This window comes from Sinorhizobium saheli (assembly GCF_001651875.1).
Taxonomy (GTDB): domain Bacteria; phylum Pseudomonadota; class Alphaproteobacteria; order Rhizobiales; family Rhizobiaceae; genus Sinorhizobium; species Sinorhizobium saheli.
The window spans coordinates 587,377-610,389 of sequence record NZ_LNQB01000073.1; the positions used below are offsets into that span (position 1 = coordinate 587,377).

Below are 23,013 nucleotides of genomic sequence, written 5' to 3' on the forward strand. Positions count from 1 at the left end.
GGATTATCCGGCAGCAGCAAGAGACATTTCAGGTTTCAGGGATTGGCCGCGCGACGCGGCGACGATGGCGTCGACATCGAGGATGAGCGCCACGCGCCCGTCGCCGAGGATGGTGGCCGCGGCGATGCCGGGAACATGGGTGTAGTTCGCCTCGAGGCTCTTGATCACCACCTGGCGCTGCCCCTGGATGGCGTCCACCATGAGGGCGCGCTGCCCGCCGCCCTCGGATTCGACGAGGAGCGCCACGCCGTCGACCGGATTGGCCTGGCTCGCGCGGAAATTCAGGATGCGGCCGACATCGACGAGCGGGCAGAAGGAGTTGCGGATCGAGATGAGCCGCTGGCTGGCGCCGAAGCTATGGATCGCGGAAGCCTCCGGCTGCAGGGTCTCGACGATCGCCGTCAACGGCACGACGAGCGTCTGGTTGGCGACCGTGACCACCATGCCGTCGAGGACGGCGAGCGTCAGCGGCAGGCTCATCGTGAAGACCGAGCCATGCCCCGGCTTCGACGAGATGTTGATGCGGCCGCCGAGCGCCTGGATCGAGCGCTTGACCACGTCCATGCCGACGCCGCGGCCGGAAATGTCGGAGATCTTGTCGGCGGTCGAGAAGCCCGCATGAAAGATCAGGTTGTCGATCTCCTCGTCGGAGAGATTGGCGTCGGCGGCGATCAGGTCGTTGTCGATCGCCTTCTGGCGGACCTTCTCGCGATTGATGCCGGCGCCGTCGTCGGCAAGTTCGATGACGATGCGGCCGGAGCGGTGCTTGGCGGTCAGCCGCACCGTGCCTTCCGGGTTCTTGCCGGCGGCAACGCGTTTCTCCGGCGTCTCGAGCCCGTGGTCGACCGCGTTGCGGATCATATGGGTGAGCGGCTCGGCGAGCTTGTCGATGACCGTCTTGTCGACCTCGGTGTTCTCGCCCTCGGTGACGAGGCGCACCGACTTGCCGGTCATGTCGGCGATTTCGCGGACGATTCGGGACATGCGCTGGAAGACCGGCTTCACCGGCTGCGCACGGATCGCCATGACGCTGTCCTGGATCTCGCGGGTGAGCTGCTGCAGCTCCTCGAGCCCCATATTGATCGACGAGGTGCCGTTCGTGTCGTTCTCGATGACGCTCTGCGACAGCATCGCCTGGTTGATGACGAGCTCGCCGACGAGGTTGATTAGGCGGTCGACGCGATCGAGATCGACGCGGATGGTCGGGGTCGCCGCCGAGGCAGCCTGCTGCGAGGCGCTCGCCTGAGCGGCGGCTGACGTCGACGCGCTCCGGCCGCCGTCCCCGGGCGCCTGGGTCGCGGCCTGCGCCATCCGCACGACGTTGCTTGCCGTTTCCGCCGCCGACACGGCGGCATCCCGGACTTCGCGTTGCCGGGCAACGGCCTGGTCTTCCTCCTCGTCCGCGCCGGCCTGCGCGGCCGGCTCTTCGTCAAGCATGGAGAGATCGAAAGGCACCGGCTGCATCGGCAGCTCTTCGCGCGCATCGCCCGCGTCGCCGCCCGCAAGCGTCACTTCGAGCTCGCAGTCCCATTCGGCGAATTCGAACACGGACCGGATCGCGTCTTCGCCCTTGTCGGTCTTCAGCGAAACCTTCCAGGCGAAATAGGCGGCCTCCGGGTTCATGCGGTCGAGCGGCGGCAGATCGTCCGTATTGCAATGAATGCTCATTTCGCCGAGGCGCGAGAGGTCGCGGAGCAGCAGCGTCGCGTCGTTGCCCTTGGCGTAGAGGTCCGACTTGGGCCTGAAGGCAATTTCATAGGTCGAGGGCTCGATCGTCGGCTCTTCGCTCGTCTCGAACTCGTCGAAGGAGAAGGCGACGGGCTGGAAGCCTTCCTCGGTCGCCGCGGGCGCAGGCGCGGGCGCGGGGGCAGCAGCGGCTTTCTTCGGCGCGGGCTCGGCCGCCGCCTGCGGCAACTCGCCATTGGCCAGCGCCTCGAGTTCCTTGATCAGTTGCCGGCTGCGCCCCTCGTCGACGCTGCCGCCGTCGCGGGCGGCGTTGGTGAGGTCGGCAAGCACGTCCGCCGATCTCAGCATGACCTTGAGGACATCCTGGTTGGGTTCAAGCCGGTTGGATCGAACGCAATCGAGCGTCGTCTCGAACACATGCGCGAACGAGACGAGATCATCGAGCCCGAACGCGCCGGCGCCCCCCTTTATGGAGTGGACCGCGCGAAAAACGGCGTTGACCGTTTCGGGATCGCGGTCGCCGTCATTGAGCTTGAGGAGACCCGACTCCAGTTCCGCGAGCTGCTCCTCGCATTCCTGGAAGAAAATCTCTTTGATTTCGTTCATATCCATTGGAGGCTGTCCCCGGATTTCAGGCCGTTACGCGCTCGATCGCATCGATCAGCTTGGTGGGGTCGAACGGCTTGACGATCCAGCCGGTGGCACCGGCCTGCCGCGCGCGGTTCTTCTTTTCGGCGTCGCTTTCCGTGGTCAGAACCAGGATCGGAACCGCGCGGTAGCGGTCGTTCTTGCGCACGCCCTCGATGAAGCCGAAGCCGTCGAGGCGCGGCATGTTGATATCGGTGACGATCACGTCCGGATTGGCCGTCTCGAGCACTTCGAGGCCCTCGACGCCATCTTCCGCCTGGATCGTCTCGAACCCGGCATTGTTGAGGGTGACGAGAAGCATGTTCCGGATCGTCCGGGAATCGTCGACAGTCAGAACTCTCTTCTTCATTTTCTCAAATCTCCTTCGCCATCAGCGGGGCGAAATCCACGCCGATGAGCTGTGTCGTTTTAACGAAGGCGTCCGACACCTTGGCAAAGGTGAAAGACGAGTGGTCTTCTTCCCAACTTCTTGCGGCGGCCATCAGCACCTGGATGCAGAGCGCGCCGACGCGTTCCACCGCCGAAGCGTCGATCGCGACGGCGCCGCCCCTCAGCGCCAGGAGCTTTTCATGCAGCGCCGTCGCCTCGTTCAGGTCCAAGACCGGAGCGAGCTTCAGCGTTTTTCGAGCGGTGTTCTTGCTGGCCATATGTTCCCTGCCTGATTTCCCCTGGACTAGCGCCGCCATCCCGCGACATGGCGTTCGGAGACGGTGTCGTTGCCGAAGGGCATCGCCGGTTCCTCTTCATGTGTTGCCGCCGGCAATGCGGGCGGCGGAGAGACGCTGGCGCCCGAGGAACGCGCCTGCCGCTCGAAGCGGAAGCGGCGGATCGTCTGCCCCAGTTCCACGATGACGTTGTGCAAGTCGTCCGAGGACGCCGCCGTCTCGCCCGCGAGCCCCGCGCTTCGGCTCATCGCCTCGGAGATGCCGCCGATGCCGCAAGCGGCGGCGGCAAGGTCGCTCACCTGGCCTTCCGCATCGCGGGCAATGCCGGTCACGGCGTCGTTGATGGAGATCACCTGTTCGGCGATGCTGCTGATCGCATCCTGGGTGCGGCCAACGATCTCGACCCCGGCCTCGACCTGGGTCTTGGTGCCGGTGACGAGCTGCTTGATCTCGCGCGCCGCCTCGCCGGAGCGCTGGGCGAGGGCGCGGACTTCCTGCGCCACCACCGCGAAACCCCGGCCGCTGTCGCCGGCGCGCGCCGCCTCGATGCCGGCATTGAGCGCCAAGAGATTGGTCTGGAAGGCGATCTCGTCGATCACCCCGATGATCTGGCCGATCTTCTCGGCCGAGGCCTCGATGTCCGCCATGGCGGCGATCGCCTGGCCGGCGATCTCGCCGCTGCGTTCGACCGCCGCGCGCGTTGCGCTCGCCTTGGCCTCCGTTTCGCCGATGCGGACCGATCCGGAGCGCATGCGCTCGGCCATTGCCCCGAGGGTCGCGACATGCTCACCAAGCGCTTCCGCCTCGCTCCCGGCCTTCCCGGAAAATTCGGCGGCGCTGCCGCGCAGGGCCGAGACGATCGTCTCGGCGGCGGCGGTGCGCCTGTCTGCCGCGAGCAGGGCTTGCTGAACCCCGTCCAGAGCCGCATTGAGCCCGGCAACTATCGGCCGATAGGCCTCCGGCGCGTCTTCCGGAAGACGCGCGGCGAAATCGCCATCGCCGAGCGACCGAAGGAAATCCGAGAACAGCGCCGCCACCTCGGTCTCATCGCCTCGGCGCTGCTCGGAGAGTTGCCGCTGATGCTGCTGGCGGAGCGCGTTGAAACGCAGGGAAACGGCGATCTCGGTGTCGACGAAGGCGGCGCGGACGACGGCGGCGACGAGGTCCGAGAGTTCCTTCCTGCGCGCTTTCCCGAAGGGCAGCAGCGATTTCGGCCAGTCGTCCTCGATGGCGCCGACGATCAGATGCTCGAGCACGACCGCATGACTCGCGATCTGCCAGCGCGGGTCGAGGCCCATGCGGGCTTCGCTATCGGCGAGCACCTTGACGCGCTCGGCATAGAGCGCGTCGAAGCGGGCGTCGGTCAGGACGTTCCAGTGGGAGGATTGAAGGTCGTGCAGGCGGTCGAGCTGGCGGTCGCTGTCGAAGTGGCGCGCCGCGTCGGGATTGCTCTGCAGGCGGTGGAAAAGGTCGCGCAGCGCCAGCTCGATGCGCGGCGACAGGCCTTGTCGACGATCGCGAAGCAGCGCGCAGGCCTCATCGTCGAGGCCGGCAAAGCGCAGGCGCTCCAGCAGACTGCCTGCCTGGCCCCTCCTTGCCTGTTCTGACGCTTCCTGGTTCACGCTTATCCCCGGCTGCTGACGCGCGGCGCTCAAAATTGCGCAATCGAAATCTGCCCGAGGGAGGATCGCCCGCCGGCGACCGGCCGCGCCAGATCGATGAGATCAGCGCGCGCTAAGCGTCTGCAATCGTCCGCCCCACAAGTAATTTCGTGAATGCATACCGGACCGGAACCGGTACGGCGGCGCGGCATCATGCCTGGTGAAGACCTGAAAACTTCCCATTCCGACGTGTTGGACCATGTTTATGGTTAATTCCTTGCTTGAAGGTTAACGGTCCCTGACCCGTAATCGGAATCGCTAAAATTCAACCCTACAGCGCCGCGTCTTTTGAGACGCGCAAGGGTCGCTGCAGCACTCTGAATCGGAATCATGAAAGGCGCGTTCTCATTGCTGTCGCTGCACGGTTTTATTCGAGCGCCGAACAACAGGTTTTCAATCACAAGAGTTTAGAATTGCGGTTCTACTTGCCGTCCAGTATCGAGGCGGAGATGTAAATGGCGCGAACTGCGCGTCAGGGCATTCTGCAGGTGGAATCACCTGACGTCGCACAAATGCGGCAACACAGACAGATAGAGCGGTGGCGCGAACGCCTGTGAGCGCATCCCGCTCCAAGTACCATCGTCGGGGTCAGGGCGGCATCATGAGGGTGCGCCCACGGGAAGTGAACAATGATTGTTCTTGGATTGTGTGCCATTGTCACCGCAACGCTCGCAATGACGGCAATATCGATCGTCGTCAATATCGAGCATAGCCGACCGGCAGGCAGCAAAGCCGTATTCTGACCTCGGCTCCTGCCCGCGGCGTTCAGCCGTACCTCATTGATCGGCCGCTCGTCTATTCGTCACCGCCGCGGAGATGCACGGCGGTCAGCCGCCGCCATTCGTCCGCATAGGCGACATAAGCATCCTCCATCGCATCCCTCACCGGCTCGACGCCCGTTCTGACGCGGGCGCCCGCGACGAGGCAGGCGGCGCCGAGACTGGTTCCGGTGCTGCTCTGCCTGTTGGCGAGAACCGGCCGGCCGGTGGCAGCGGCAAGCATCCGCAGATAGGCGTCGTTCGCGGCAAACGGGCCCTCGACGACGGTGTCCCCCCGCGCGCCGATGAGATCGAGGCAGGTCGCCGTCATCAGGGCGAGATGGAAGGAAACCGCGGCGAGCCGTTCGGCGGGGGCGAGCTTGTCCTCGTCCGTCGTCCAGCGGGGGCTCGCCGTTGGGAAAGGGCCGGAGCCGCCGGGCACCGAAGGCAGCAGCATATGCCCTGCCGCCAGCACCCCTGCCTCGGCCTCCGGCGCGGCCGGCGGCGGCTCGTCGCCGATCAGCAGCGAAAAGGCGCGGCCGCCCATGAAGCGGGCCGAGGGCACCGGTTCGCCAAGCGCGTTGACGTTGATCAGCGTGTCGCGCCGCTCGTCGAGTTCCACGGGCTCGCCGCCAACGGCCATCATCACGACCCAGGTGCCGGTCGAAACGACGGAGAACGGGGCCCGCCGCGTGACGAGATGCGGCAGCAGCGAGGCGTTCGAATCGTGGATGCCGCAATGGACCGGCGTTGCGGGCCGCAGGCCGGTCTCTTCCGCCAGCGGCTGCGATAGACTGCCGAGCACGTCGCCCGCCTTGCGCACCGGCGCAAAGAGCTGGCGCCACCCCTCGGCCTCGACCATCGATGAAAAGCTGCCGGCCTTCGGATTCCAAAGATCGGTATGGCAACCGAGCGAGGTCAGCTCGTTCGACCTGACGCCCGTCAAGCGATAGGACCAGTATTGCGCATAGGTCAGGATCGCGGCTACGCGGGCGAAATGCTCGGGGAAACTCCGCTGCTGCCAGAAGAGCTGGGCGCCGAGATTGAGCCCCATCGGCAGGCGCGCAGAACCGGTCTCGGCGAAGGGCGGCCGCGCCTTGTCATATTCATCGGCGAGCGCATCCGGTCCGGCGAATTCATAATCCAGAACCGGCAAGGCGAGGTCGCCCGCCTCGTCGAGCAGAACGGCGGTGGCGCCGTGCGTCGTCACGGAAATCGCGTCCACCGGGCGCTCGCGATTGAGCGCGGCGAGGCTGTCGAGGATGAAACGCCACAGCCGCTCGGTGTCGAAATGCGGATAGAGCCCGCCATCGACCACTGCGTTCGCCGTCCTGCGGACGGCGATTTCTTCGAACCGGTCGAGATCGACCAGCGCGACCTTGGCATTCGTCTTGCCGATGTCGATGACGGCGACGGTCTTCATCGTCGCACCGTCAGCTCATGTGAAAGACGGTCGTGAGCGGCACGGCGACCGGCTCGTTATCGGCGCGGGTTTCCATGATATCGGCCATGTGGGCCCACCATTTCTGCATCACCGGATGCGAAGGCAGGTCGGCCATGCTGTGGTCGTCGGTGCGCCAGAGGACGCCGAAGAGCAGATTGGTCTCCTCGTCGAGATGGATCGAATAGTCGGAAATACCGGCGTCCTTCAGGAGCTCGACCAGCTCCGGCCAGATCGCGTCGTGACGCGCCTTGTACTCTTCGGCCATTCCCGGATTGAGCCGCATGCGGAAGGCGTATTTTTCCATGGGGGAGACCTCAATGCGCAAGCCGGCGGCGGGCGCGCTGCCAGAGAATCGGCAGCGCAATGACCGAGATCAGCAACAGGCCGATGAAGATCGACATGACGATACCGGGCACGTTCAGGAGACCGAAGCCGAAGGTGACCATGCCCATGATCAGCGCCGCCAGCACGACACCCGGTATCGTGCCGGAACCGCCGAGGATGTTGACGCCGCCGAGCACCACCATGGTCACGATCTCGAGCTCCCAGCCGAGCGCGATCGAGGGCCGGGTCGAGCCGAGCCGCGAGGTGAGGCAGATCGAGGCGAGCCCGGCCATCAGGCCGGTCAGGAGGAAGAGCGTGAACTTCACGCGCGCCACCCGCACGCCGGAAAAGAGCGCCGCGGTCTGATTGTTGCCGATCGCATAGACAGCGCGGCCGAAATTGGTCTTGTGCAGCAGTACGCCGTAGATCACCGCAAGCAGAAGGAAGAGCGCGAACTCGAAGGAGAAGACCCACCAGACATAGCCCTGGCCGAACCAGGCGAAGCTTTCGGGATAGCCGGTGAAGGCCTGGTCTCCGAGCACGATGAAGGACAGGCCGCGAAACAGGCTCATGGTGCCGATCGTCACCACGATCGAGGGCAGGCCGAGGCCGGTGATCAGGAGGCCGTTGACGGTGCCGCAGAGGAGCCCGACGCCAAGGCCGATCGCGACCAGCGCCGGCGTGTCGAAGCCGAGCTGGACGGCATAACCCATCGCCGTCGAGGCAAACGCGATGATCGAGGCGACCGAGAGGTCGATCTCGCCGGAGATGATGACCAGCGCCATGGCGAAGGCGATCATCGCCTTTTCGGTGAAGTTGAAGGTGGCGTCGGAGAGGTTCCACGGGTCGAGGAAATAGGGCGAGGCCAGCGAATTGCCGAGGAAGATGGCGGCGGCAACGACGACCAGCAGTGCTTCCCAGCTCTTGAGGAGGCGCACGCCGCGCCCCTCGAGGCGGTCGGGAATGTTGCGGGGAGAGATTTGCGCGTCCGCCATCAGACAGCCTCCGCTTTCTTGAGAATGACCCTGCCCTTGCGGCGCTCGGCGCGGGCATTGACGGCGACGGCGATGATGATGACCGTCCCGGAGATCGCCATCTGGGCGAAGGGCGAGATGTTGATGACCGGCAGCGCGTTCTTGATCACGCCGAGGAAGAGCGCGCCGAGCACGGCGCCCGGCACCGAACCGATACCGCCGGCAATCGAAATGCCGCCGATGACGCAGGCCGCGATGATGTCGAGCTCGAAGCCGGCTGCAATGTCGACATAGGCGACCGCATAGCGCGATACCCAGAGATAGCCGGAAAGGCCGGCGAGCGTGCCGGAGAGGCAATAGGCGAAGAAGCGGGTGCGGCCGACGTCGATGCCGGTATAGACGGCCGCGTGCGGATTGCCGCCGACGGCATAGAAGGCGCGGCCGAGCGGCGTGCGGCCCATGACGAGGACCATCAGGGCGATCATCAGGAGCGACAGCCAGGAGAGCACCGGCGTCCCGGCGAGCTCCAGCCGCGGCAGCGCCTTGAAGGCGTCGCTCATCTCATGCGCGTTGATCCATTTGCCGTCCGTCAAGAGGAAGATCAGGCCGCGATAGATCGTCAGCGTGCCGAGGGTGACGACGATCGGCGGGATATCGAGCTTCCAGACGAGCGCGCCGTTGATCGTGCCGAGCAATGCGCCGAGCGCCATCGCCGCGAGAATGATCAGCGGGATCGGCAGGCCGGGAAAGGCGGCGTTGAGCATCGCGGCGACCATGCCGCAGAGCGCGAGGTTGGCGGCCATCGACAGGTCGATGCAGCGCGTGAGGATCACCGCCATCTGCCCGAGCGCGAGGATGACGAGGATGGAGGTGTCGTTGTAGACGCCGGCGAGGTTCGCCACAGTCACGAAGGCCGGGAACCGCAGCGCGATCAGCGCGACGAGCACGGCGATCGCGGCGAGGAGCAGGAGTTCACGATTCTTGAGGAGGAGCTTCGCCATCATGCGGCCCTGCCGTTGACTTGCGTTTCGATGCCCGCCGCCGCGCGCACAAGCTTTTCGGCCGTCAGTTCGGCGCGGTCGAAGCGCCCTGCGATGCGGCCCTCCCGCATGACGATGACGCGGTCGGACATGCCCATGATCTCGGGGATTTCCGAGGAGACCATGATGACGCTCAAGCCTTGCGAGGCGAGTTCGCTCATGAAGGCGTGGACCGCCGCCTTGGAGCCGATGTCGATGCCCTTGGTCGGCTCGTCGAGGATGATGACCTTCGGCTTGGTCGCCAGCCACTTGGCGATCACCACCTTCTGCTGGTTTCCGCCGGAGAGCGTGCCGACGTCCTGGTCGAGCGAGGCGGCGCGCAGATCGAGGCGCGCGGTATATTCGCGCGCCAGCGCGAACTCGTTGGCGAGCTTCAGGAAACCCGAGCGCGACGTGCGCGAAAGCGACGGCAGGGTGACGTTCTGGAAGATCGGCATGCCGATGATCGCGCCCTGGCGGCCGCGCTCCTCCGGCACGTAGACGATGCCCGCACGGATCGCCTCTGCCGGGCTGCGGATCACCAGCACCTCGCCGTCGAGCCTGACGGCGCCGGCCGACGGCCGGGTGATGCCGATCAGCGATTGCATGAATTCCGAGCGGCCGGCGCCGACGAGACCGTAGAAGCCGAGGATCTCGCCGCGTCTCAGTTCAAAGCTGATGTCCTCGAACTCGGTCGGATGACGGTAGCCGGAGACGGCCAGCACCGGCTCGCCGATCGCGACCGCCTTCTTCGGATAGACGGAGCCGACGGCGCGGCCGACCATCATGCGCACGAGATCGTCCTGGCTCACATCGGCGATCAGTCCCTCGCCGACCAGGGTACCGTCGCGGAAGACCGTGTAGCGGTCGGCGATCCGGAAGATCTCGTCGAACTTGTGGCTGATGAAGAGGATCGCCTTGCCGTCGGCCTTCAGCCGCTCTATCAACGCATAGAGTTCATGGATTTCCTTGTGCGACAGCGCCGCCGTCGGCTCGTCCATGATGACGACCTGCGCATCGACGGAGAGCGCGCGGGCGATCGCCACCAGATGCTTCTTGGCGATGCCGAGATCGCGCAGCCGGATCGTCGGGTCGAAATCGGCACCGGCGCGCTGCAGCAGGGCCTGGGCGTCCGCATTGAGCTTCTTCCAGTCGATCAAACCGAAGCGGTTGCGCGGCGCATGGCCGAGGAAGATGTTTTCCGCAACCGAAAGCTCGTCGAAGAGCACCGTCTCCTGATGGATCGCGGTGACGCCGGCGCGCGCCGCGGAAAGAGCCGTCGGAAAGGTGACGTCCTCATCCGCGACCCGGATGACGCCGGAATCCGGCTGATAGATGCCGGTCAATATCTTGACGAGCGTCGACTTGCCGGCGCCGTTCTCGCCGATCAGCGCCGTCACCGAACCGGGATAGAGCGCCAGAGAAACATCGGAGAGAGCCCGCACGCCCGGAAAGGACTTCGATATCCCCTCGAGCGTGATGGCGGGCTTCATCCGCGATGTGGTCGTATCCTGCAACAAGAGAGGGTCCACCAGTTTCAGTCGTTTCATTTGGGCGGCGGTTTTCGCGCTTAGGTGCTTCTCAAAGCCCCTCACCCGAGCCCTCTCCCCCCGCGCGCGGAGAGAGGGGACAGCGTTGGCGGGCGCCGCGCGCACTAGCGTTCCTAAGGGGCGAGGCGGCGCCGCGAATTCCCTTCTCCCCGCCTGCGGGGAGAAGGTGGCCGGCAGGCCGGATGAGGGGCAATTCGCCCCTCCCCTCAGATCAGAAGATCTTCGCGAATTCCTCGACGTTCTTGGCATCATAGACGAACGGGTCGGCCATGGCGCCCTCGTTGTTGTCGTCGAGCTTCACCGTGCCCATGCGGCCCATCTTCAGTTCCGCACCGGGCTTGGCTTCGGCACCGTTGATGAGGTCGTAGGCGATCATCGTGGCCGAGTAGCCGAGGTCGATCGGGTTCCAGATGGCGAAGGACTTCGAGGCGCCGGACTTGACGTGGCCGGCCATTTCGGACGGCAGTCCGAGACCGGTGACGTTGATCTGGCCGACCTTGCCGGCGTCGGTGACGGCCTGGGCGGCGGCGACGATGCCGACCGAGGTCGGGGCGATGATCGCCTTCAGGTTCGGATAGGACTGGATGAGCCCCTGAGTCTCGCGGTAGGACTTGTCGGCAAGGTCATCGCCGTAGACGGTGGCGACGACGTTGATGCCCTTGTAGTTCGCCTGGACCTTCTTCATCTCGGCGATCCAGGTGTTCTGGTTGGTCGCCGTCGCCGAAGCCGAAAGCACCGCGACGTCGCCGCCTTCCGGCAGGTTATCGGCGGCAAGCTTGATGATCATGTTGCCGATCAGCGCGTTCGAGGACGGATTGAGGTGCATCATCCGGCCTTCCTTGGCCACGCCCGAATCCCAGGAGATCACCTTGATGCCGCGGTCCATCGCCTTCTTCAGGGCCGGGACGAGCGCGTCGGTGTCGTTCGCCGAAACCGCGATCGCATCGACCTTCTGGGCGATCAGCGAGTTGATCACCTCGATCTGGCCCTCCGCCGTCGTCGAGGTCGGACCGGTATAGATGACCTCGACGTCACCGAGTTCCTTGGCCGCTTCCTGGGCACCCTTGTTGGCGGCCTCGAAGAAGCCGATGCCGAGCGCCTTGACGACGAGGGCGATCTTCTTGTTCTCCGCATGCGCAGCATTGGCCATGAGCGCGACCGCAACGGCCGCCGTGACCATCAATGACTTCAGGATCTTCATAACTTTCTCCTCCCTTGGGCCCTGCCTCCGGATTGGTGCAGCCTGCGGCCCGACAACTCATCCACCGGCCTGCCGCGGTCTTCCCGGGCACGACCGTTTCCCCTCTCCTCATCCGCCCCCGGCGGATGTTGAAGCAGTCTCGGCGTCGCTCGCGGGCTTCGCATTGGCGATGATCAGATTGACGCCGGCATTTTCGAGCATAGAGGCATGCCTGTCCTCGATGCCCGAATCGGTGATCACGGTGGCGATGCGCTTCAGGCCGCAAAGGATGAGGCTCGAACGCTTGTGAAATTTCGAGGAATCGGCGAGCACCACGAGCTCGTCGGCCTGGTCGATGAGCTTCTGCTCGGCCTGGATCAACAAAGGATCGGCCTCCATCAGACCGAGCGGCCCGAGCCCCTGGGCGCCCATGAACATGCGCCGCGCATAGAAATTGCGCGTCACGTCGTTGTCGAAGGGGCTGAGGATGATGTTCTGCTCGCGATAAATCGTGCCGCCCGAGAGCATCACCGTATTCTTCGAGTGCTTGAGCAGGTGCTCGGCAATCGGAAAGGAATTGGTGAAGACCTGCATCCGCCGGTTGGCGAGGAAGTGCACCATCTGGAAGGTGGTCGTGCCGCCGTTGATGATGATCGGCTCGCCGTCCTGGCAGAGCGCCACCGCCTCCCGCGCGATCGCCTGCTTCTCGCGCGCATGCAGGCCTTCGTTAACGCTGAAGGGCCGGCCGGCGAGGCCAACGAATTGCGGCGGGTTGATCGCCTCGGCGCCGCCGCGCACCCGCCGCAGGCGCTTCTGCACATGCAGGGCGGCGATGTCGCGCCGGACGGTGGCTTCCGAACTGCCGGTCAGATCGACCAGCTCGGGCACGGTGACGACCGGCTTTTCCTGCACCGCCGACAGGATGATCCTATGTCTTTCTTTCTCGTGCATGCGCTCCTCCGATGCCCCGCATGCTTCCACCACTCCCAAGCATTGTCAATCAGTTTCGATCATAAATTTTCATTGTGCGCTGCAATATGAACGTTTTTGATCGTTTTTGATTGACATCTGCGCAACGACCGTGTGATCTGATGCCAATCATATCGTCGCGGCCCGAGTGCCGGCGGCTAGCTTACCGGGAGGAATTCGAGATGCTCGACAAGCAACAGGGCGCACGGCTCGCCAATCTCTGGGATGACGCGAAGGCGGCGGCAATGAGCGAGCCGGAGCGGCTTCTCTATCGCTCGAATCTGCTCGGCTCGGACAAGCGCATCACCAATTACGGCGGCGGCAATACCTCGGCCAAGGTCATGGAAAAGGACCCGCTGACCGGCGAGATGGTCGAGGTTCTCTGGGTCAAGGGCTCGGGCGGCGACGTCGGCACGATCAAGATGGACGGCTTCGCGACGCTCTACATGGACAAGCTGAAGGCGCTCAAGGGCATCTATCGCGGCGTCGAGTTCGAAGACGAAATGGTCGGCTACCTGCCCCATTGCACCTTCAATCTAAACCCGCGCGCCGCCTCGATCGACACGCCGCTGCACGCCTATGTGCCGAAGGCCCATGTCGACCACATGCATCCGGACGCAATCATCGCGATCGCCGCCTCGAAGAACAGCCGCGAACTGACGCAGAAGATCTTCGGCGACGAGATCGGCTGGCTGCCGTGGAAGCGGCCCGGCTACGAGCTCGGCCTCTGGCTCGGAAAATTCTGCCTCGACAATCCGGGCGCGCGCGGCGTCGTGCTTGAGAGCCACGGCCTCTTCACCTGGGGCGATACGGCCAAGGAAGCCTACGAGACGACGATCGAGATCATCAACCGGGCCATCGCCTGGTTCGAGGCCGAGAATACCGCACCCGCCTTCGGCGGACAGGCAAAGCCGGTGCTCGCCGCTGCCGAGCGCGCGGCCGTCGCCAGGAAGCTGATGCCGGTGATCCGCGGCCTGATCGGCGCGGAGGAGAACAAGGTCGGCCATTTCGACGACAGCCAGGCGGTGCTCGATTTCGTCACCTCGACCAATCTCATGCCGCTCGCCGCTCTCGGCACGAGCTGCCCCGACCATTTCCTGCGCACGAAAATCCGTCCGCTGGTGATCGATTTCGACCCGGCTGAGCCCGATATCGACAGGACCCTTGCCGGCCTCCCCGAGGCGGTCGCCGCCTATCGCGCCGACTACGCCGCCTATTACGAGCGCTGCAAGCGCGCCGACAGCCCGGCGATGCGCGACCCGAACGCGGTCGTCTATCTCGTTCCCGGCGTCGGCATGATCACCTTTGCCAAGGACAAGGCGACGGCCCGCATTTCCGGCGAATTCTACGTCAACGCCATCAACGTCATGCGCGGCGCCTCGGGCGTCTCGACCTATGTCGGCCTGCCGGAACAGGAGGCCTTCGACATCGAATACTGGCTGCTCGAGGAGGCCAAGCTGCAGCGCATGCCGAGGCCGAAGAGCCTTGCCGGGCGGATCGCGCTCGTCACCGGCGGCGCCGGCGGCATCGGCAAGGCGACGGCCGACCGGCTGATGCAGGAAGGCGCCTGCGTCGTTCTCGCCGATATCGACGAGACGGCGCTCGACACGGCGCACAACGATCTCGCCGCGCGCTACGGCAAGGATTTCGTCCGCTCCGTCAATATGAACGTTACCAGCGAGGCGGCGGTCGAGGCAGGCTTCGGCGACGCGCTGCTTGCCTTCGGCGGCCTCGACATCCTCGTCTCCAATGCCGGGCTTGCCTCGTCGGCGGCGGTCGAGGACACGACGCTGGCGCTCTGGAACAAGAACATCGACATTCTCGCGACCGGCTATTTCCTGGTGTCGCGCGAAGCCTTCCGGGTCTTCCGCAACCAGAAGGCCGGCGGCAACATCGTCTTCGTTGCCTCGAAGAACGGCCTTGCCGCCTCGCCCGGCGCCTCGGCCTATTGCACCGCCAAGGCGGCGGAGATCCACCTTGCCCGCTGCCTGGCGCTCGAAGGCGCGTCCGCACAGATCCGCGTCAACGTCGTCAATCCGGATGCGGTGCTGCGCGGCTCGAAGATCTGGACCGGCGAATGGAAGGAGCAGCGGGCCGCCGCCTACAAGATGGATGTCGACGAGCTGGAGGCGCATTACCGCGAGCGCTCCATGCTGAAGCGCAGCGTCTTCCCGGAGGACATCGCCGAGGCCGTCTACTTCCTGGCGTCCGAGATGTCGGCGAAATCGACCGGCAACATCATCAATGTCGACGCGGGCAACGCCCAGTCCTTCACCCGCTGACCGGGAGGCAATCATGACAGGGATGATCAGCACGTCCGTCCTCGATGCCGACAACGCAAGCCGGGAGCCGGCGCTGCGGCGCGACTATGACAGCCTCGGCGAGCGGCTCTCGGGCCGCGGCATCGACATCGACGCGATCAAGCAAAAGGTCGCCGCCTATGGCGTCGCCGTCCCCTCCTGGGGGGTCGGCACCGGCGGCACCCGCTTTGCCCGCTTCCCCGGCCCGGGCGAGCCGCGCAACATCTTCGACAAGCTCGAGGACTGCGGCGTCATCCAGCAACTGACGCGGGCGACGCCGACCGTTTCGCTGCACATCCCCTGGGACAAGGTCTCCGATCTCAAGGCGCTGAAGGAGAAAGGCGCGGCGCTGGGTCTCGGCTTCGATGCCATGAACTCGAACACCTTCTCGGATGCGCCCGGCCAGGCCCGTTCCTACAAGTTCGGCTCGCTCACCCATACCGACGCCGCGACGCGCCGGCAGGCGATCGAGCACAATCTCGAATGCATCGAGACCGGCAAGGCGCTCGGCTCGAAGGCGCTCACCGTCTGGATCGGCGACGGCTCCAACTTCCCCGGCCAGAGCAATTTCACCCGCGCCTTCGAACGCTATCTCGACTCGATGAAAGCGGTCTATGCGGCGCTTCCGGACGACTGGCGCGTCTTCACCGAGCACAAGATGTACGAGCCGGCCTTCTATTCGACCGTCGTGCAGGACTGGGGCACCAACTACATGATCGCCCAGGAGCTCGGAGCGAAAGCCTTCTGCCTCGTCGACCTCGGCCACCACGCGCCGAACGTCAATATCGAGATGATCGTCGCCCGGCTGATCCAGTTCAAGAAGCTCGGCGGCTTCCATTTCAATGATTCGAAATACGGCGACGACGACCTCGACACCGGATCGATCGACCCCTACCGGCTGTTCCTCGTCTTCAACGAGCTCGTCGATGCCGAGATGCGCGGCGCCGAGGGCTTCGAGCCGGCGCATATGCTCGACCAGAGCCATAACGTGACCGACCCGATCGAGAGCCTGATGACGAGCGCCATGGAGGTCGGCCGTGCCTACGCCCAGGCGCTCCTCGTCGACCGGCGGGCGCTCGAGGCCTATCAGCAGGATAACGACGCACTGATGGCGTCGGAAACGCTCAAGGCCGCCTTCCGGACCGATGTCGAGCCGATCCTGGCCATGGCGCGCCTCGAAAGCGGCGGCGCGATCGCACCGGTCGCCGCCTATCGCGCGAGCGGCTACCGCGCCAGGGTGGCGGCAGCGCGGCCGGCGGTTAGCGGCGGTGGCGGCGGCATCGTCTGAATTGGCCTTGAGCTTTCCCGTTCATGATCCCGGGTCGCTGCGGCCCGGGATCGCCGGTTTCAGGCGAGCCGGCCCCGGCTCGCCCGGTATTGCGTAGCGACGGCAGACCCGGCGATAGCCGAACCGCGGCGGGCAATCCCGTTTGCGCAGAAAAATTGCCGCGCGATCGAATTGCCCTCCACTGATCCAGGATCATCGGATATCTTTTTCCTAGAGCATTTTGCAGTCAGGTGGAATCACCTGACGTCGCACAGATGCGGCAAAAACAAGCAGATGGGGCGGTGCCGCGAACGCAGGTGAGCGCATTCCCGCTCTCGGGATACAACCGAAAGGAACATCGATGGGTATCGAAAGCATTCTGGTTTTGCTGATCGTCGGCGCCGTTGCCGGCTGGCTCGCCGGCCTGATCGTCAGCGGCTTCGGATTCGGGCTGATCGGCAACATCGTCGTCGGCATCATCGGCGCCCTGATCGCCGGCTATATCTTTCCCGCGATCGGCATCACCCTCGGCAACGGCATCATGGCGTCAATCTTTCACGCGACGATCGGCGCCGTGATCCTTCTGGCGCTCATCCGTATCATCAAACAGGCCTGAAATGGCGCTGCTCCCGATGAGGATTCGCCTATCATCGGAACCGGTTTGAGGACAAAATCATTGAGCGGCTAAACCGCTGCGGCGCCTTTTCGCCCGCCCCTTGGGGCGCGGTCGGGGAAGCCCACGCAATGACGAAGCGGAGGAGAAGATGACCGAGTTCTATGCCGAGAAGATCGAAACGGCGCTGCAGACCTATATCAGCGATCACCCCGGCCCGCTGACGCGCGAGCAGGCGATCTCGGCGATCCTCGAAAACTGGTTCGCGAGCCATGGCTACCTGCCGCCGCAGCAGGAGGGTCGGCGCCCCGAAGACCTTGACGCCTCCAACGACGACTGAGACATTCGCTTCCCTTCACACTTCCCTATTGCATGTCTCCTTGAATCGACATCGATTTAAGGACAAAGACAGGCAGCAGATCAGAGTGCTACAGCGGCCTTTGCGCGCCTGATAAGACGCGCGGCGCTGCAGAGACAGCCGAAGCGGCGTTCCGTCGACGCCTCGTTTTCGTTCAAGAGCAAAGATCGCCCGAAATGAGTCTTGCCTCCGTCAAACAGTTCTTTTCCCGGCACGCGCCCGATATCGACGTCATCGAACTCGAACAGAGCACCGCCACGGTTGCGCTCGCGGCCGAGGGCCACGGCGTCGAACCGGCGCAGATCGCCAAGACGCTCGCGCTTCGCGTCGGCGACGACGTCATCCTGATCGTCACGCGCGGCGACGCGCGCCTCGACAACAAGAAATACAAGGCGCGCTTCGGCACCAAGGCTCGCATGCTCGACCTCGACGAGGTCGAGGAGGAGACGGGCCATCCGGTCGGCGGCGTCTGCCCCTTCGGGCTGGCGAAGCCGCACAGCATCTATTGCGACGAATCCCTCAAGGCTTTCGACGTTGTCGTGCCCGCCGCCGGCGCGACCAACGCTGCGGTTCACATCAGCCCGAAGCGCATCGCCGAACTGACCGGCGCGGAATGGATCGACGTCTCGGCGCTGTGATTGCGTGCTGTTTGTTTCGGCCGCATTTGTGCAACGTCAGGTGATTCAACCTGAGTGCAACGAGCCTTAGAGAACGGCGACGAGGAACATCACGGAGCCGAGCGAAAGTGCGGCAATGATGCTCATCAACACTTTCATCATGTGATTCGTCATTGCGTACATCCTCGCCTCAACTCCCCAGGAAGACGAATGCGGCTTGCGCGCCTTGATAAGACGCGCGCGGCGCCGTAGAGCCCCATCGAACGCCGACAATTTTGTGACAAATTGCTTAAGAAAACATCGTGCCTATTGGGAGTAGCCCGACGGCGCAACGCCGTCCCTCCAACGCGCATCGTGGGGCGGCGCCTGGACGATAGGAGGCTTCAAGGCTTTCCGGACAGCGAAAAACGGCGCCATGCATTCAGCCGCATGGCGCCGCGGATGGACGTGCCGCTCGCAATGTTTATCTGAGGATGCCGCCGGACTTCGAGCCGCTTTGCGACTGCCCGCCGCCCGGACCGCCATGCGACACGCCGCCGCCATGGAAGCTCCCGGGATTGGTCCCGTCCGGTCCGTTGCCGTATCCGTTATTGCCCTTGATGTGGCCACCACCACCGCCGCCGCCTGACTTGGCGATCGCCTTCGAGTTGAGGCTCGTAGAAAGCAGCATCGTGACGGCCGGCGGCGTCACCACCGCAAAGCGTCCGCAGCTTTTCAGGAATTCGCGTCGGTCTTCCTCGCTGCGCGACGGCAGTTCGCTCTGGCTTTCGGGTTTCATAACGCCTCCCCTTCGCGTCGGTAATCGTGGTGAACGATACAGTAATCGTCGACCGCTTGACAGTGATGCTGCTTGATTACTTCTCTTGATATCAGTACAACTATAATTCTTTGGGATTAATCATAAATACTTAATCCGCCCAATTTCCGCAATATTACAGTTGTTTAGCGCAAAAGGCAAAAATACAGGCGCTAATTTTATTTGATCGGCATTAGAGCGGGATGCGCTCACATGCGTTCGCGCCACCACGTATCTGTTTGTTTTTGCCGCATTTGTGCGACGTCAGATGAACTGCAAAATGCTAGAGCTTCCCCAACGGCTTCGGGCGGAAAATGCGCCATAACTCACGCAGTTTGCGCTTTGCTTCGAGCCGCCGCGAGGGATAGGGCTCGCCGCCGAAGCGATCCCAGGAGGCGTAATGGGCGATCTCGGTCAGAAGCGTGAAGAGCGTGAAAGGGACGGCGAGGCTGTCCCTTCCGATCTGCAGTCGTCGGCGTGCCAATTGGAGACGCGGCAGCCTGCCAAAGGATAGGTCGGATATCCGGTCGATGCCGAACAGCGCCTGCGCCGTCAGGATCTGCGTGTCGGCGGCATTTCTTTCGTAGCCCGGCGCGAAGAGCGATCTCAAGGCCTGCCAGTCGATGTCGCCGGCCCGGGCGAGCTTCGCCATGTCGAGGAGGTGACGCAGGTCGATCAGGCCGCGCCAATAGTCGCCGTCCTGGAACTGGTCGTGCAGGATCAGGAAGACGATCTGGGCGAAGGGCGAGGGTACGTGGACATATCCTCCGTCGAGCGCGATCCGCCGGCTGTTGCCGTAAAGCCATTCGATGTCGCTGAAGGAGGCCGGGCCTCTCGGGCGGCATTGCAGATCGATGCTGCCGGCATCCGTCGGGCGCTCCAATACGGTCGGCAGATGGAACCTGGGGTTTCCCGGCCATGAGCCGCGGCCGGCGGTCAGCCGGACCTCATAACCGATGCCCTGAAGCGCCCCGATCGAAGCCTCCACGTCGGCCGGGCGGACGAGAATGTCGAGGTCGGTCAGGATCCGCGCCCCGACGTCGTCCCGCGGCTCGCCAAGCAAAATCGCAGCGCCCTTCATGACGAGCGGCTCGATGCCGATGCGATTGAGGCAGGTCACCGCCTCCGTCGCCTGCGCCATCAGCCTTCTATTGCGCTCCGCATTCCTTTCGTGGATCACGGAAAGGTACTGACGCACATCGTCCGGCAGGTCGTTCGCGCCCGCGGATTTCCCCATCGCCACGGCGAGCGACGGAACCGTCAGGCTTTCATTCGCCAGGGCTATGACGTTGTCCCAGTCGACTCCGGCCGGAGGGCGGCCATCGAGACAGGCGGCAAGCGCAAGGAGGTTTGCGTAGCTATGGCGCTTCATGATGCCTGCTCAGCGTCTCCACGGCCTCGTCGAGCCGGGAATAGGACAACTCGACGGCGCGGGCGCCGCGGATGGCGCCGAGCAGGGTCTCGAACTGCGCCAGGCCGAGGCGCTGCGCCGGCGTGAAGGCGCCGGCGAAGAGTTCGGAAAGGACCCGCGCCGGCTCCGCCTCGCAAATGGCGACGGGGCCCGTCCTTCGGCGGCGAAGAAGCACGATCGTGCCGAGCGGCACCGCTTCGCCCGGCGCATAGGGGATCGACGCGATGTAGCGGACGCGCTTGCCGTCGAGGCGGCGATGGATCGGAGCGGCCCCGATCGTCTCGCGCATGCCGTCGACGAGATCCCACGAGCCGCGCTTGAGTGCCGGAGCGAAGGGCACGCCTTGCACCCGTCCGTCCGCACCGAGGAGCGCGATGTCATCGCCGCCGCAGGCAAAGCCCGCTTCGAGCAGCGCCAGCGTCAGCGTCGTCTTGCCCGCGCCAGGCGCGCCGCAGATCAGCAGGCCCTTCGCGTTCCGCACGAGAAGGGCCGCATGGAGCGCAATCTTCGCGCCGAGGCTTGCGAGCATGTCCTCCGTCAGCAGCGCCTTCAGCGCCGGCACCGCCTCGTCGGCCGCGACGATCATGCCGCGGGAGCGGTTGCGGCTGATGCAGGCACGGTCGTCGAACCTCGCCAGCTGATAGGAAATCGAGGCTTCGAGCCCCGGCGACGCCTGATGCTCGAAAACCGGCAGGGAGAGATCGAGGAGGCGTCGGTCGTGATAGGCTATCGAGACCGCCGTTCCCGACAAATCGAGCACCTGGATGTGCAGCGGCTCTCCCTCCTCCTCGTCGAGCACGATGTCCACGAGACCCCGGCTCGACCAGGAAAGGAGATATTTCCGCACGACCGCCCGTGCCCGGGACCGGCCGGTGCCACGCGCCACGAGGTCCGCCTCCAGTTGCCGGGCCGACGCCGGCTCGACAAGCACGCAGGTGAGATAGGCGGTGAGGTCGTCGACCTCAAATATCTGCTGCGACGATTCGACGAAAATCGTCTTGCGCTGCCCAAGCAGGAAAAATCGTGCCCCCTCCGAGACGCGGAACTTCATCCCAAATCCCCTCGCCGCTCAACCCAAGCGAGCGGTTCCCGGACATGCCGGCATGCCTACCTATTTGTGATCGAAATTTCGGCTTCCCGCCAGCCCCGGTGCGGTCTAAACGGCAGGGAACTCAAGGGGATAATGCGAAAGATATGTGGTTTGCGGGGGGGCTTAAGCAACTTTGAGTATGGTGCCCGGAGGCGGATTCGAACCACCGACACGCGGATTTTCAATCCGCTGCTCTACCAACTGAGCTATCCGGGCATCCGCCTTGACGGCGCCGCTTCCTGGAGAAACCGTGGGGCTCGCTGTCGTTCGCCCCGGAAGCGAGCGGGGTTATAGCATCTTGTTCGGCGGTGTCCAGCACCAAACGACTCTTTTTTGAAGGAAATTGGCAGGCGGTGGGAAAAGCCGCGAAAAGCGAACGGATTCAGGAGGATCGGAGAGACACGGCGCATCGAATCGGAACCGAGGCAGGACGCCGGGGCGGAGGTCTCGTGCGGGAAGCGCGGTGATTGCCGGCGACCTTACCGGTCGTCCTCGTCGGCCTTCGACTCGTCGTCCGTGACGGGGATCGCGTAGGAGCCCGACAGCCAGCGATTGAGGTCGACGTTGCGGCAGCGCTCGGAACAGAAGGGGTAGTGCTCGCGCGCGGACGGGCGGCCGCATTCCGGGCAGGGGCGCGTCGCGCGCAGGGGCTCGACATTGGAACCCTTGTTTTTGCCTTGACCGCTCACTTCCTTCAGCCTTCCAGCCAGCGATCGTGGACGTCATAGCCCTCGCCGACGAGGAGATTGACGGTTTCATGGAGCGGCAAGCCTACCACATTCGTATAGGAGCCGACGAGCTTTACGACGAAACTTCCGGCAATGCCCTGGATCGCGTAGCCGCCGGCCTTGCCGCGCCATTGGCCCGAGGCGAGATAGCTTTCGATGTCGCGGCCGGAGAGGCGCTTGAAGCGCACCTTGGTGTCGATCACCTTCTGGCGAAGCGTCCGGTCGGGCGTGACGAGGCAAATCCCGGTATAGACGCGATGGCTGCGGCCCGACAAAAGATGCAGCGCGCTCGAGGCCTCGCTCACCAGGTCCGGCTTCGGCAGAATTCGGCGGCCGACGCAAACAACGGTGTCCGCGGCCAGGATGAAGCTGCCCTCCCAGGCCGGGTCGCCCTTGATCGCCGAAAGCGCCGCCCTCGCCTTCTCGGCGGAAAGCCTGCGCGCGAGCGAGCGCGGGTGCTCCGAGCGCTTCGGCGTTTCGTCGAGGTCCATCGGCAGAAGGCGCGCGGGCTCGATGCCGGCCTGGGCCAAGAGCTCGACGCGGCGCGGCGATCCGGACGCCAGTATCAGTTTTTTGGTCACTGCCATCGAAGCGCGCCGTCAATCCCGGAAATTATCGCTGCCTTTTTCTTCACGCATGTCGTCCGCCCTGAACGCTCGGCATTCCGGGGCGACATGCATTGCCGGGGCCTACTTGAAGCGGTAGGTGATGCGGCCCTTCGTCAGGTCGTAAGGGGTCATTTCGACGAGCACCTTGTCGCCGGCGAGGACGCGGATGCGGTTCTTGCGCATGCGGCCCGCCGTGTGGGCAATGATCTCGTGTTCGTTTTCAAGCTTCACGCGGAAGGTCGCGTTGGGAAGCAATTCGGTGACCACGCCTGGAAATTCGAGGACTTCTTCTTTCGCCATGCAGGATTGTTCTTTCTCGTGTTCGTACCGGATGCCTCACGCATCCT

At 64.4% G+C, this 23,013-nt stretch carries 22 protein-coding genes and 1 tRNA gene; 5 read left to right on the forward strand and 18 right to left on the reverse strand.

Features of this window, described 5'->3' with window-relative positions; translation table 11 throughout:
- Window positions 1-3 precede the first annotated feature (3 nt).
- From ATB98_RS16205 to ATB98_RS16255, 11 genes are all read right to left on the reverse strand, one after another.
- Window positions 4-2,298 carry a chemotaxis protein CheA gene (locus ATB98_RS16205; protein WP_066875438.1) on the reverse strand — a complete coding sequence of 765 codons (2,295 nt, stop codon included), beginning with the start codon at window positions 2,296-2,298 and terminating at the stop codon, window positions 4-6.
- Between the two features lie 19 nt (window positions 2,299-2,317).
- Window positions 2,318-2,683, reverse strand: a complete 366-nt coding sequence (locus ATB98_RS16210; RefSeq protein ID WP_014761079.1) for a response regulator — start codon at window positions 2,681-2,683, stop codon at window positions 2,318-2,320.
- 4 nt (window positions 2,684-2,687) lie between these two features.
- Window positions 2,688-2,981, reverse strand: a complete 294-nt coding sequence (locus ATB98_RS16215) for an STAS domain-containing protein (RefSeq protein WP_066875440.1) — start codon at window positions 2,979-2,981, stop codon at window positions 2,688-2,690.
- Window positions 2,982-3,007: 26 nt separating this feature from the next.
- Window positions 3,008-4,621: a globin-coupled sensor protein gene (locus ATB98_RS16220; RefSeq protein ID WP_066875443.1), complete on the reverse strand. Its 1,614-nt coding sequence runs from the start codon at window positions 4,619-4,621 to the stop codon at window positions 3,008-3,010.
- Between the two features lie 834 nt (window positions 4,622-5,455).
- Window positions 5,456-6,841: an FGGY-family carbohydrate kinase gene (locus ATB98_RS16225; protein ID WP_066875445.1), complete on the reverse strand. Its 1,386-nt coding sequence runs from the start codon at window positions 6,839-6,841 to the stop codon at window positions 5,456-5,458.
- A 10-nt stretch (window positions 6,842-6,851) separates the two neighbouring features.
- Window positions 6,852-7,166: an L-rhamnose mutarotase gene (rhaM, locus tag ATB98_RS16230; protein ID WP_066875447.1), complete on the reverse strand. Its 315-nt coding sequence runs from the start codon at window positions 7,164-7,166 to the stop codon at window positions 6,852-6,854.
- A gap of 10 nt (window positions 7,167-7,176) precedes the next feature.
- Window positions 7,177-8,181: an ABC transporter permease gene (locus ATB98_RS16235; protein ID WP_066875449.1), complete on the reverse strand. Its 1,005-nt coding sequence runs from the start codon at window positions 8,179-8,181 to the stop codon at window positions 7,177-7,179.
- Entirely contained in the window at window positions 8,181-9,164 is a 984-nt protein-coding gene (locus ATB98_RS16240; protein ID WP_066875451.1) for an ABC transporter permease, read from the reverse strand. The genes ATB98_RS16235 and ATB98_RS16240 overlap by 1 nt, the downstream gene beginning before the upstream one ends.
- On the reverse strand, window positions 9,161-10,672 hold the full coding sequence (locus ATB98_RS16245) for a sugar ABC transporter ATP-binding protein (RefSeq protein ID WP_066875453.1): 1,512 nt from the start codon (window positions 10,670-10,672) through the stop codon (window positions 9,161-9,163). The genes ATB98_RS16240 and ATB98_RS16245 overlap by 4 nt, the downstream gene beginning before the upstream one ends.
- A 268-nt stretch (window positions 10,673-10,940) precedes the next feature.
- Complete coding sequence (gene rhaS / locus ATB98_RS16250) at window positions 10,941-11,930, reverse strand: rhamnose ABC transporter substrate-binding protein (RefSeq protein ID WP_066875455.1); 990 nt, start codon at window positions 11,928-11,930, stop codon at window positions 10,941-10,943.
- 108 nt (window positions 11,931-12,038) lie between these two features.
- Window positions 12,039-12,860, reverse strand: a complete 822-nt coding sequence (locus ATB98_RS16255) for a DeoR/GlpR family DNA-binding transcription regulator (protein WP_066875457.1) — start codon at window positions 12,858-12,860, stop codon at window positions 12,039-12,041.
- A 200-nt stretch (window positions 12,861-13,060) separates the two neighbouring features.
- On the opposite strand from ATB98_RS16255, the gene ATB98_RS16260 reads away from it, so the two are divergent.
- From ATB98_RS16260 to ATB98_RS16280, 5 genes are all read left to right on the forward strand, one after another.
- A complete protein-coding gene (locus ATB98_RS16260; RefSeq protein ID WP_066875459.1) occupies window positions 13,061-15,160 on the forward strand; it encodes a bifunctional rhamnulose-1-phosphate aldolase/short-chain dehydrogenase in 2,100 nt (699 codons plus the stop codon).
- A 13-nt stretch (window positions 15,161-15,173) separates the two neighbouring features.
- The gene (gene rhaI / locus ATB98_RS16265; protein WP_066875461.1) at window positions 15,174-16,466 is read left to right on the forward strand and encodes an L-rhamnose catabolism isomerase; all 1,293 of its coding nucleotides are present in this window, start codon (window positions 15,174-15,176) and stop codon (window positions 16,464-16,466) included.
- 340 nt (window positions 16,467-16,806) lie between these two features.
- The gene (locus tag ATB98_RS16270) at window positions 16,807-17,061 is read left to right on the forward strand and encodes a GlsB/YeaQ/YmgE family stress response membrane protein (protein WP_066875463.1); all 255 of its coding nucleotides are present in this window, start codon (window positions 16,807-16,809) and stop codon (window positions 17,059-17,061) included.
- A 148-nt stretch (window positions 17,062-17,209) separates the two neighbouring features.
- Window positions 17,210-17,398, forward strand: a complete 189-nt coding sequence (locus tag ATB98_RS16275; protein WP_066875465.1) for a hypothetical protein — start codon at window positions 17,210-17,212, stop codon at window positions 17,396-17,398.
- A 194-nt stretch (window positions 17,399-17,592) separates the two neighbouring features.
- Window positions 17,593-18,054, forward strand: a complete 462-nt coding sequence (locus tag ATB98_RS16280; protein ID WP_066875467.1) for a YbaK/EbsC family protein — start codon at window positions 17,593-17,595, stop codon at window positions 18,052-18,054.
- A 442-nt stretch (window positions 18,055-18,496) separates the two neighbouring features.
- On the opposite strand, the gene ATB98_RS16285 is transcribed toward ATB98_RS16280, so the two are convergent.
- The 7 genes from ATB98_RS16285 to infA form a co-directional block, all read right to left on the reverse strand.
- Window positions 18,497-18,811 carry a hypothetical protein gene (locus tag ATB98_RS16285; RefSeq protein ID WP_066875469.1) on the reverse strand — a complete coding sequence of 105 codons (315 nt, stop codon included), beginning with the start codon at window positions 18,809-18,811 and terminating at the stop codon, window positions 18,497-18,499.
- 301 nt (window positions 18,812-19,112) lie between these two features.
- Window positions 19,113-20,201, reverse strand: a complete 1,089-nt coding sequence (locus tag ATB98_RS16290; RefSeq protein ID WP_066875471.1) for a nucleotidyltransferase family protein — start codon at window positions 20,199-20,201, stop codon at window positions 19,113-19,115.
- Window positions 20,188-21,291 (reverse strand): phosphoenolpyruvate carboxykinase (ATP), encoded by a 1,104-nt coding sequence (locus ATB98_RS16295; RefSeq protein WP_066875473.1) that lies wholly within the window; start codon window positions 21,289-21,291, stop codon window positions 20,188-20,190. Before ATB98_RS16295 ends, ATB98_RS16290 begins: the two co-directional genes overlap by 14 nt.
- Window positions 21,292-21,470: 179 nt before the next feature.
- Window positions 21,471-21,546: transfer RNA gene (locus tag ATB98_RS16300), tRNA-Phe, on the reverse strand.
- Window positions 21,547-21,809: 263 nt separating this feature from the next.
- Window positions 21,810-22,019, reverse strand: a complete 210-nt coding sequence (gene yacG / locus ATB98_RS16305; RefSeq protein WP_066875475.1) for a DNA gyrase inhibitor YacG — start codon at window positions 22,017-22,019, stop codon at window positions 21,810-21,812.
- 5 nt (window positions 22,020-22,024) lie between these two features.
- Window positions 22,025-22,645, reverse strand: coding sequence for a Maf-like protein (locus tag ATB98_RS16310; RefSeq protein ID WP_066875477.1), 621 nt, complete (start codon window positions 22,643-22,645; stop codon window positions 22,025-22,027).
- Window positions 22,646-22,747: 102 nt separating this feature from the next.
- On the reverse strand, window positions 22,748-22,966 hold the full coding sequence (gene infA, locus ATB98_RS16315) for a translation initiation factor IF-1 (protein ID WP_004435948.1): 219 nt from the start codon (window positions 22,964-22,966) through the stop codon (window positions 22,748-22,750).
- Between the last annotated feature and the right edge of the window lie 47 nt (window positions 22,967-23,013).

Bases quoted from the DNA above. Each gene is read 5' to 3' on its own strand.
- ATB98_RS16205 (WP_066875438.1), bottom strand. From the start codon at position 2,298: ATGGATATGAACGAAATCAAAGAGATTTTCTTCCAGGAATGCGAGGAG.
- ATB98_RS16210 (WP_014761079.1), bottom strand. From the start codon at position 2,683: ATGAAGAAGAGAGTTCTGACTGTCGACGATTCCCGGACGATCCGGAAC.
- ATB98_RS16215 (WP_066875440.1), bottom strand. From the start codon at position 2,981: ATGGCCAGCAAGAACACCGCTCGAAAAACGCTGAAGCTCGCTCCGGTC.
- ATB98_RS16225 (WP_066875445.1), bottom strand. From the start codon at position 6,841: ATGAAGACCGTCGCCGTCATCGACATCGGCAAGACGAATGCCAAGGTC.
- rhaM (WP_066875447.1), bottom strand. From the start codon at position 7,166: ATGGAAAAATACGCCTTCCGCATGCGGCTCAATCCGGGAATGGCCGAA.
- ATB98_RS16235 (WP_066875449.1), bottom strand. From the start codon at position 8,181: ATGGCGGACGCGCAAATCTCTCCCCGCAACATTCCCGACCGCCTCGAG.
- ATB98_RS16240 (WP_066875451.1), bottom strand. From the start codon at position 9,164: ATGATGGCGAAGCTCCTCCTCAAGAATCGTGAACTCCTGCTCCTCGCC.
- ATB98_RS16245 (WP_066875453.1), bottom strand. From the start codon at position 10,672: ATGAAGCCCGCCATCACGCTCGAGGGGATATCGAAGTCCTTTCCGGGC.
- rhaS (WP_066875455.1), bottom strand. From the start codon at position 11,930: ATGAAGATCCTGAAGTCATTGATGGTCACGGCGGCCGTTGCGGTCGCG.
- ATB98_RS16255 (WP_066875457.1), bottom strand. From the start codon at position 12,860: ATGCACGAGAAAGAAAGACATAGGATCATCCTGTCGGCGGTGCAGGAA.
- ATB98_RS16260 (WP_066875459.1), top strand. From the start codon at position 13,061: ATGCTCGACAAGCAACAGGGCGCACGGCTCGCCAATCTCTGGGATGAC.
- rhaI (WP_066875461.1), top strand. From the start codon at position 15,174: ATGACAGGGATGATCAGCACGTCCGTCCTCGATGCCGACAACGCAAGC.
- ATB98_RS16270 (WP_066875463.1), top strand. From the start codon at position 16,807: ATGGGTATCGAAAGCATTCTGGTTTTGCTGATCGTCGGCGCCGTTGCC.
- ATB98_RS16275 (WP_066875465.1), top strand. From the start codon at position 17,210: ATGACCGAGTTCTATGCCGAGAAGATCGAAACGGCGCTGCAGACCTAT.
- ATB98_RS16280 (WP_066875467.1), top strand. From the start codon at position 17,593: ATGAGTCTTGCCTCCGTCAAACAGTTCTTTTCCCGGCACGCGCCCGAT.
- ATB98_RS16285 (WP_066875469.1), bottom strand. From the start codon at position 18,811: ATGAAACCCGAAAGCCAGAGCGAACTGCCGTCGCGCAGCGAGGAAGAC.
- ATB98_RS16290 (WP_066875471.1), bottom strand. From the start codon at position 20,201: ATGAAGCGCCATAGCTACGCAAACCTCCTTGCGCTTGCCGCCTGTCTC.
- ATB98_RS16295 (WP_066875473.1), bottom strand. From the start codon at position 21,291: ATGAAGTTCCGCGTCTCGGAGGGGGCACGATTTTTCCTGCTTGGGCAG.
- ATB98_RS16310 (WP_066875477.1), bottom strand. From the start codon at position 22,645: ATGGCAGTGACCAAAAAACTGATACTGGCGTCCGGATCGCCGCGCCGC.
- infA (WP_004435948.1), bottom strand. From the start codon at position 22,966: ATGGCGAAAGAAGAAGTCCTCGAATTTCCAGGCGTGGTCACCGAATTG.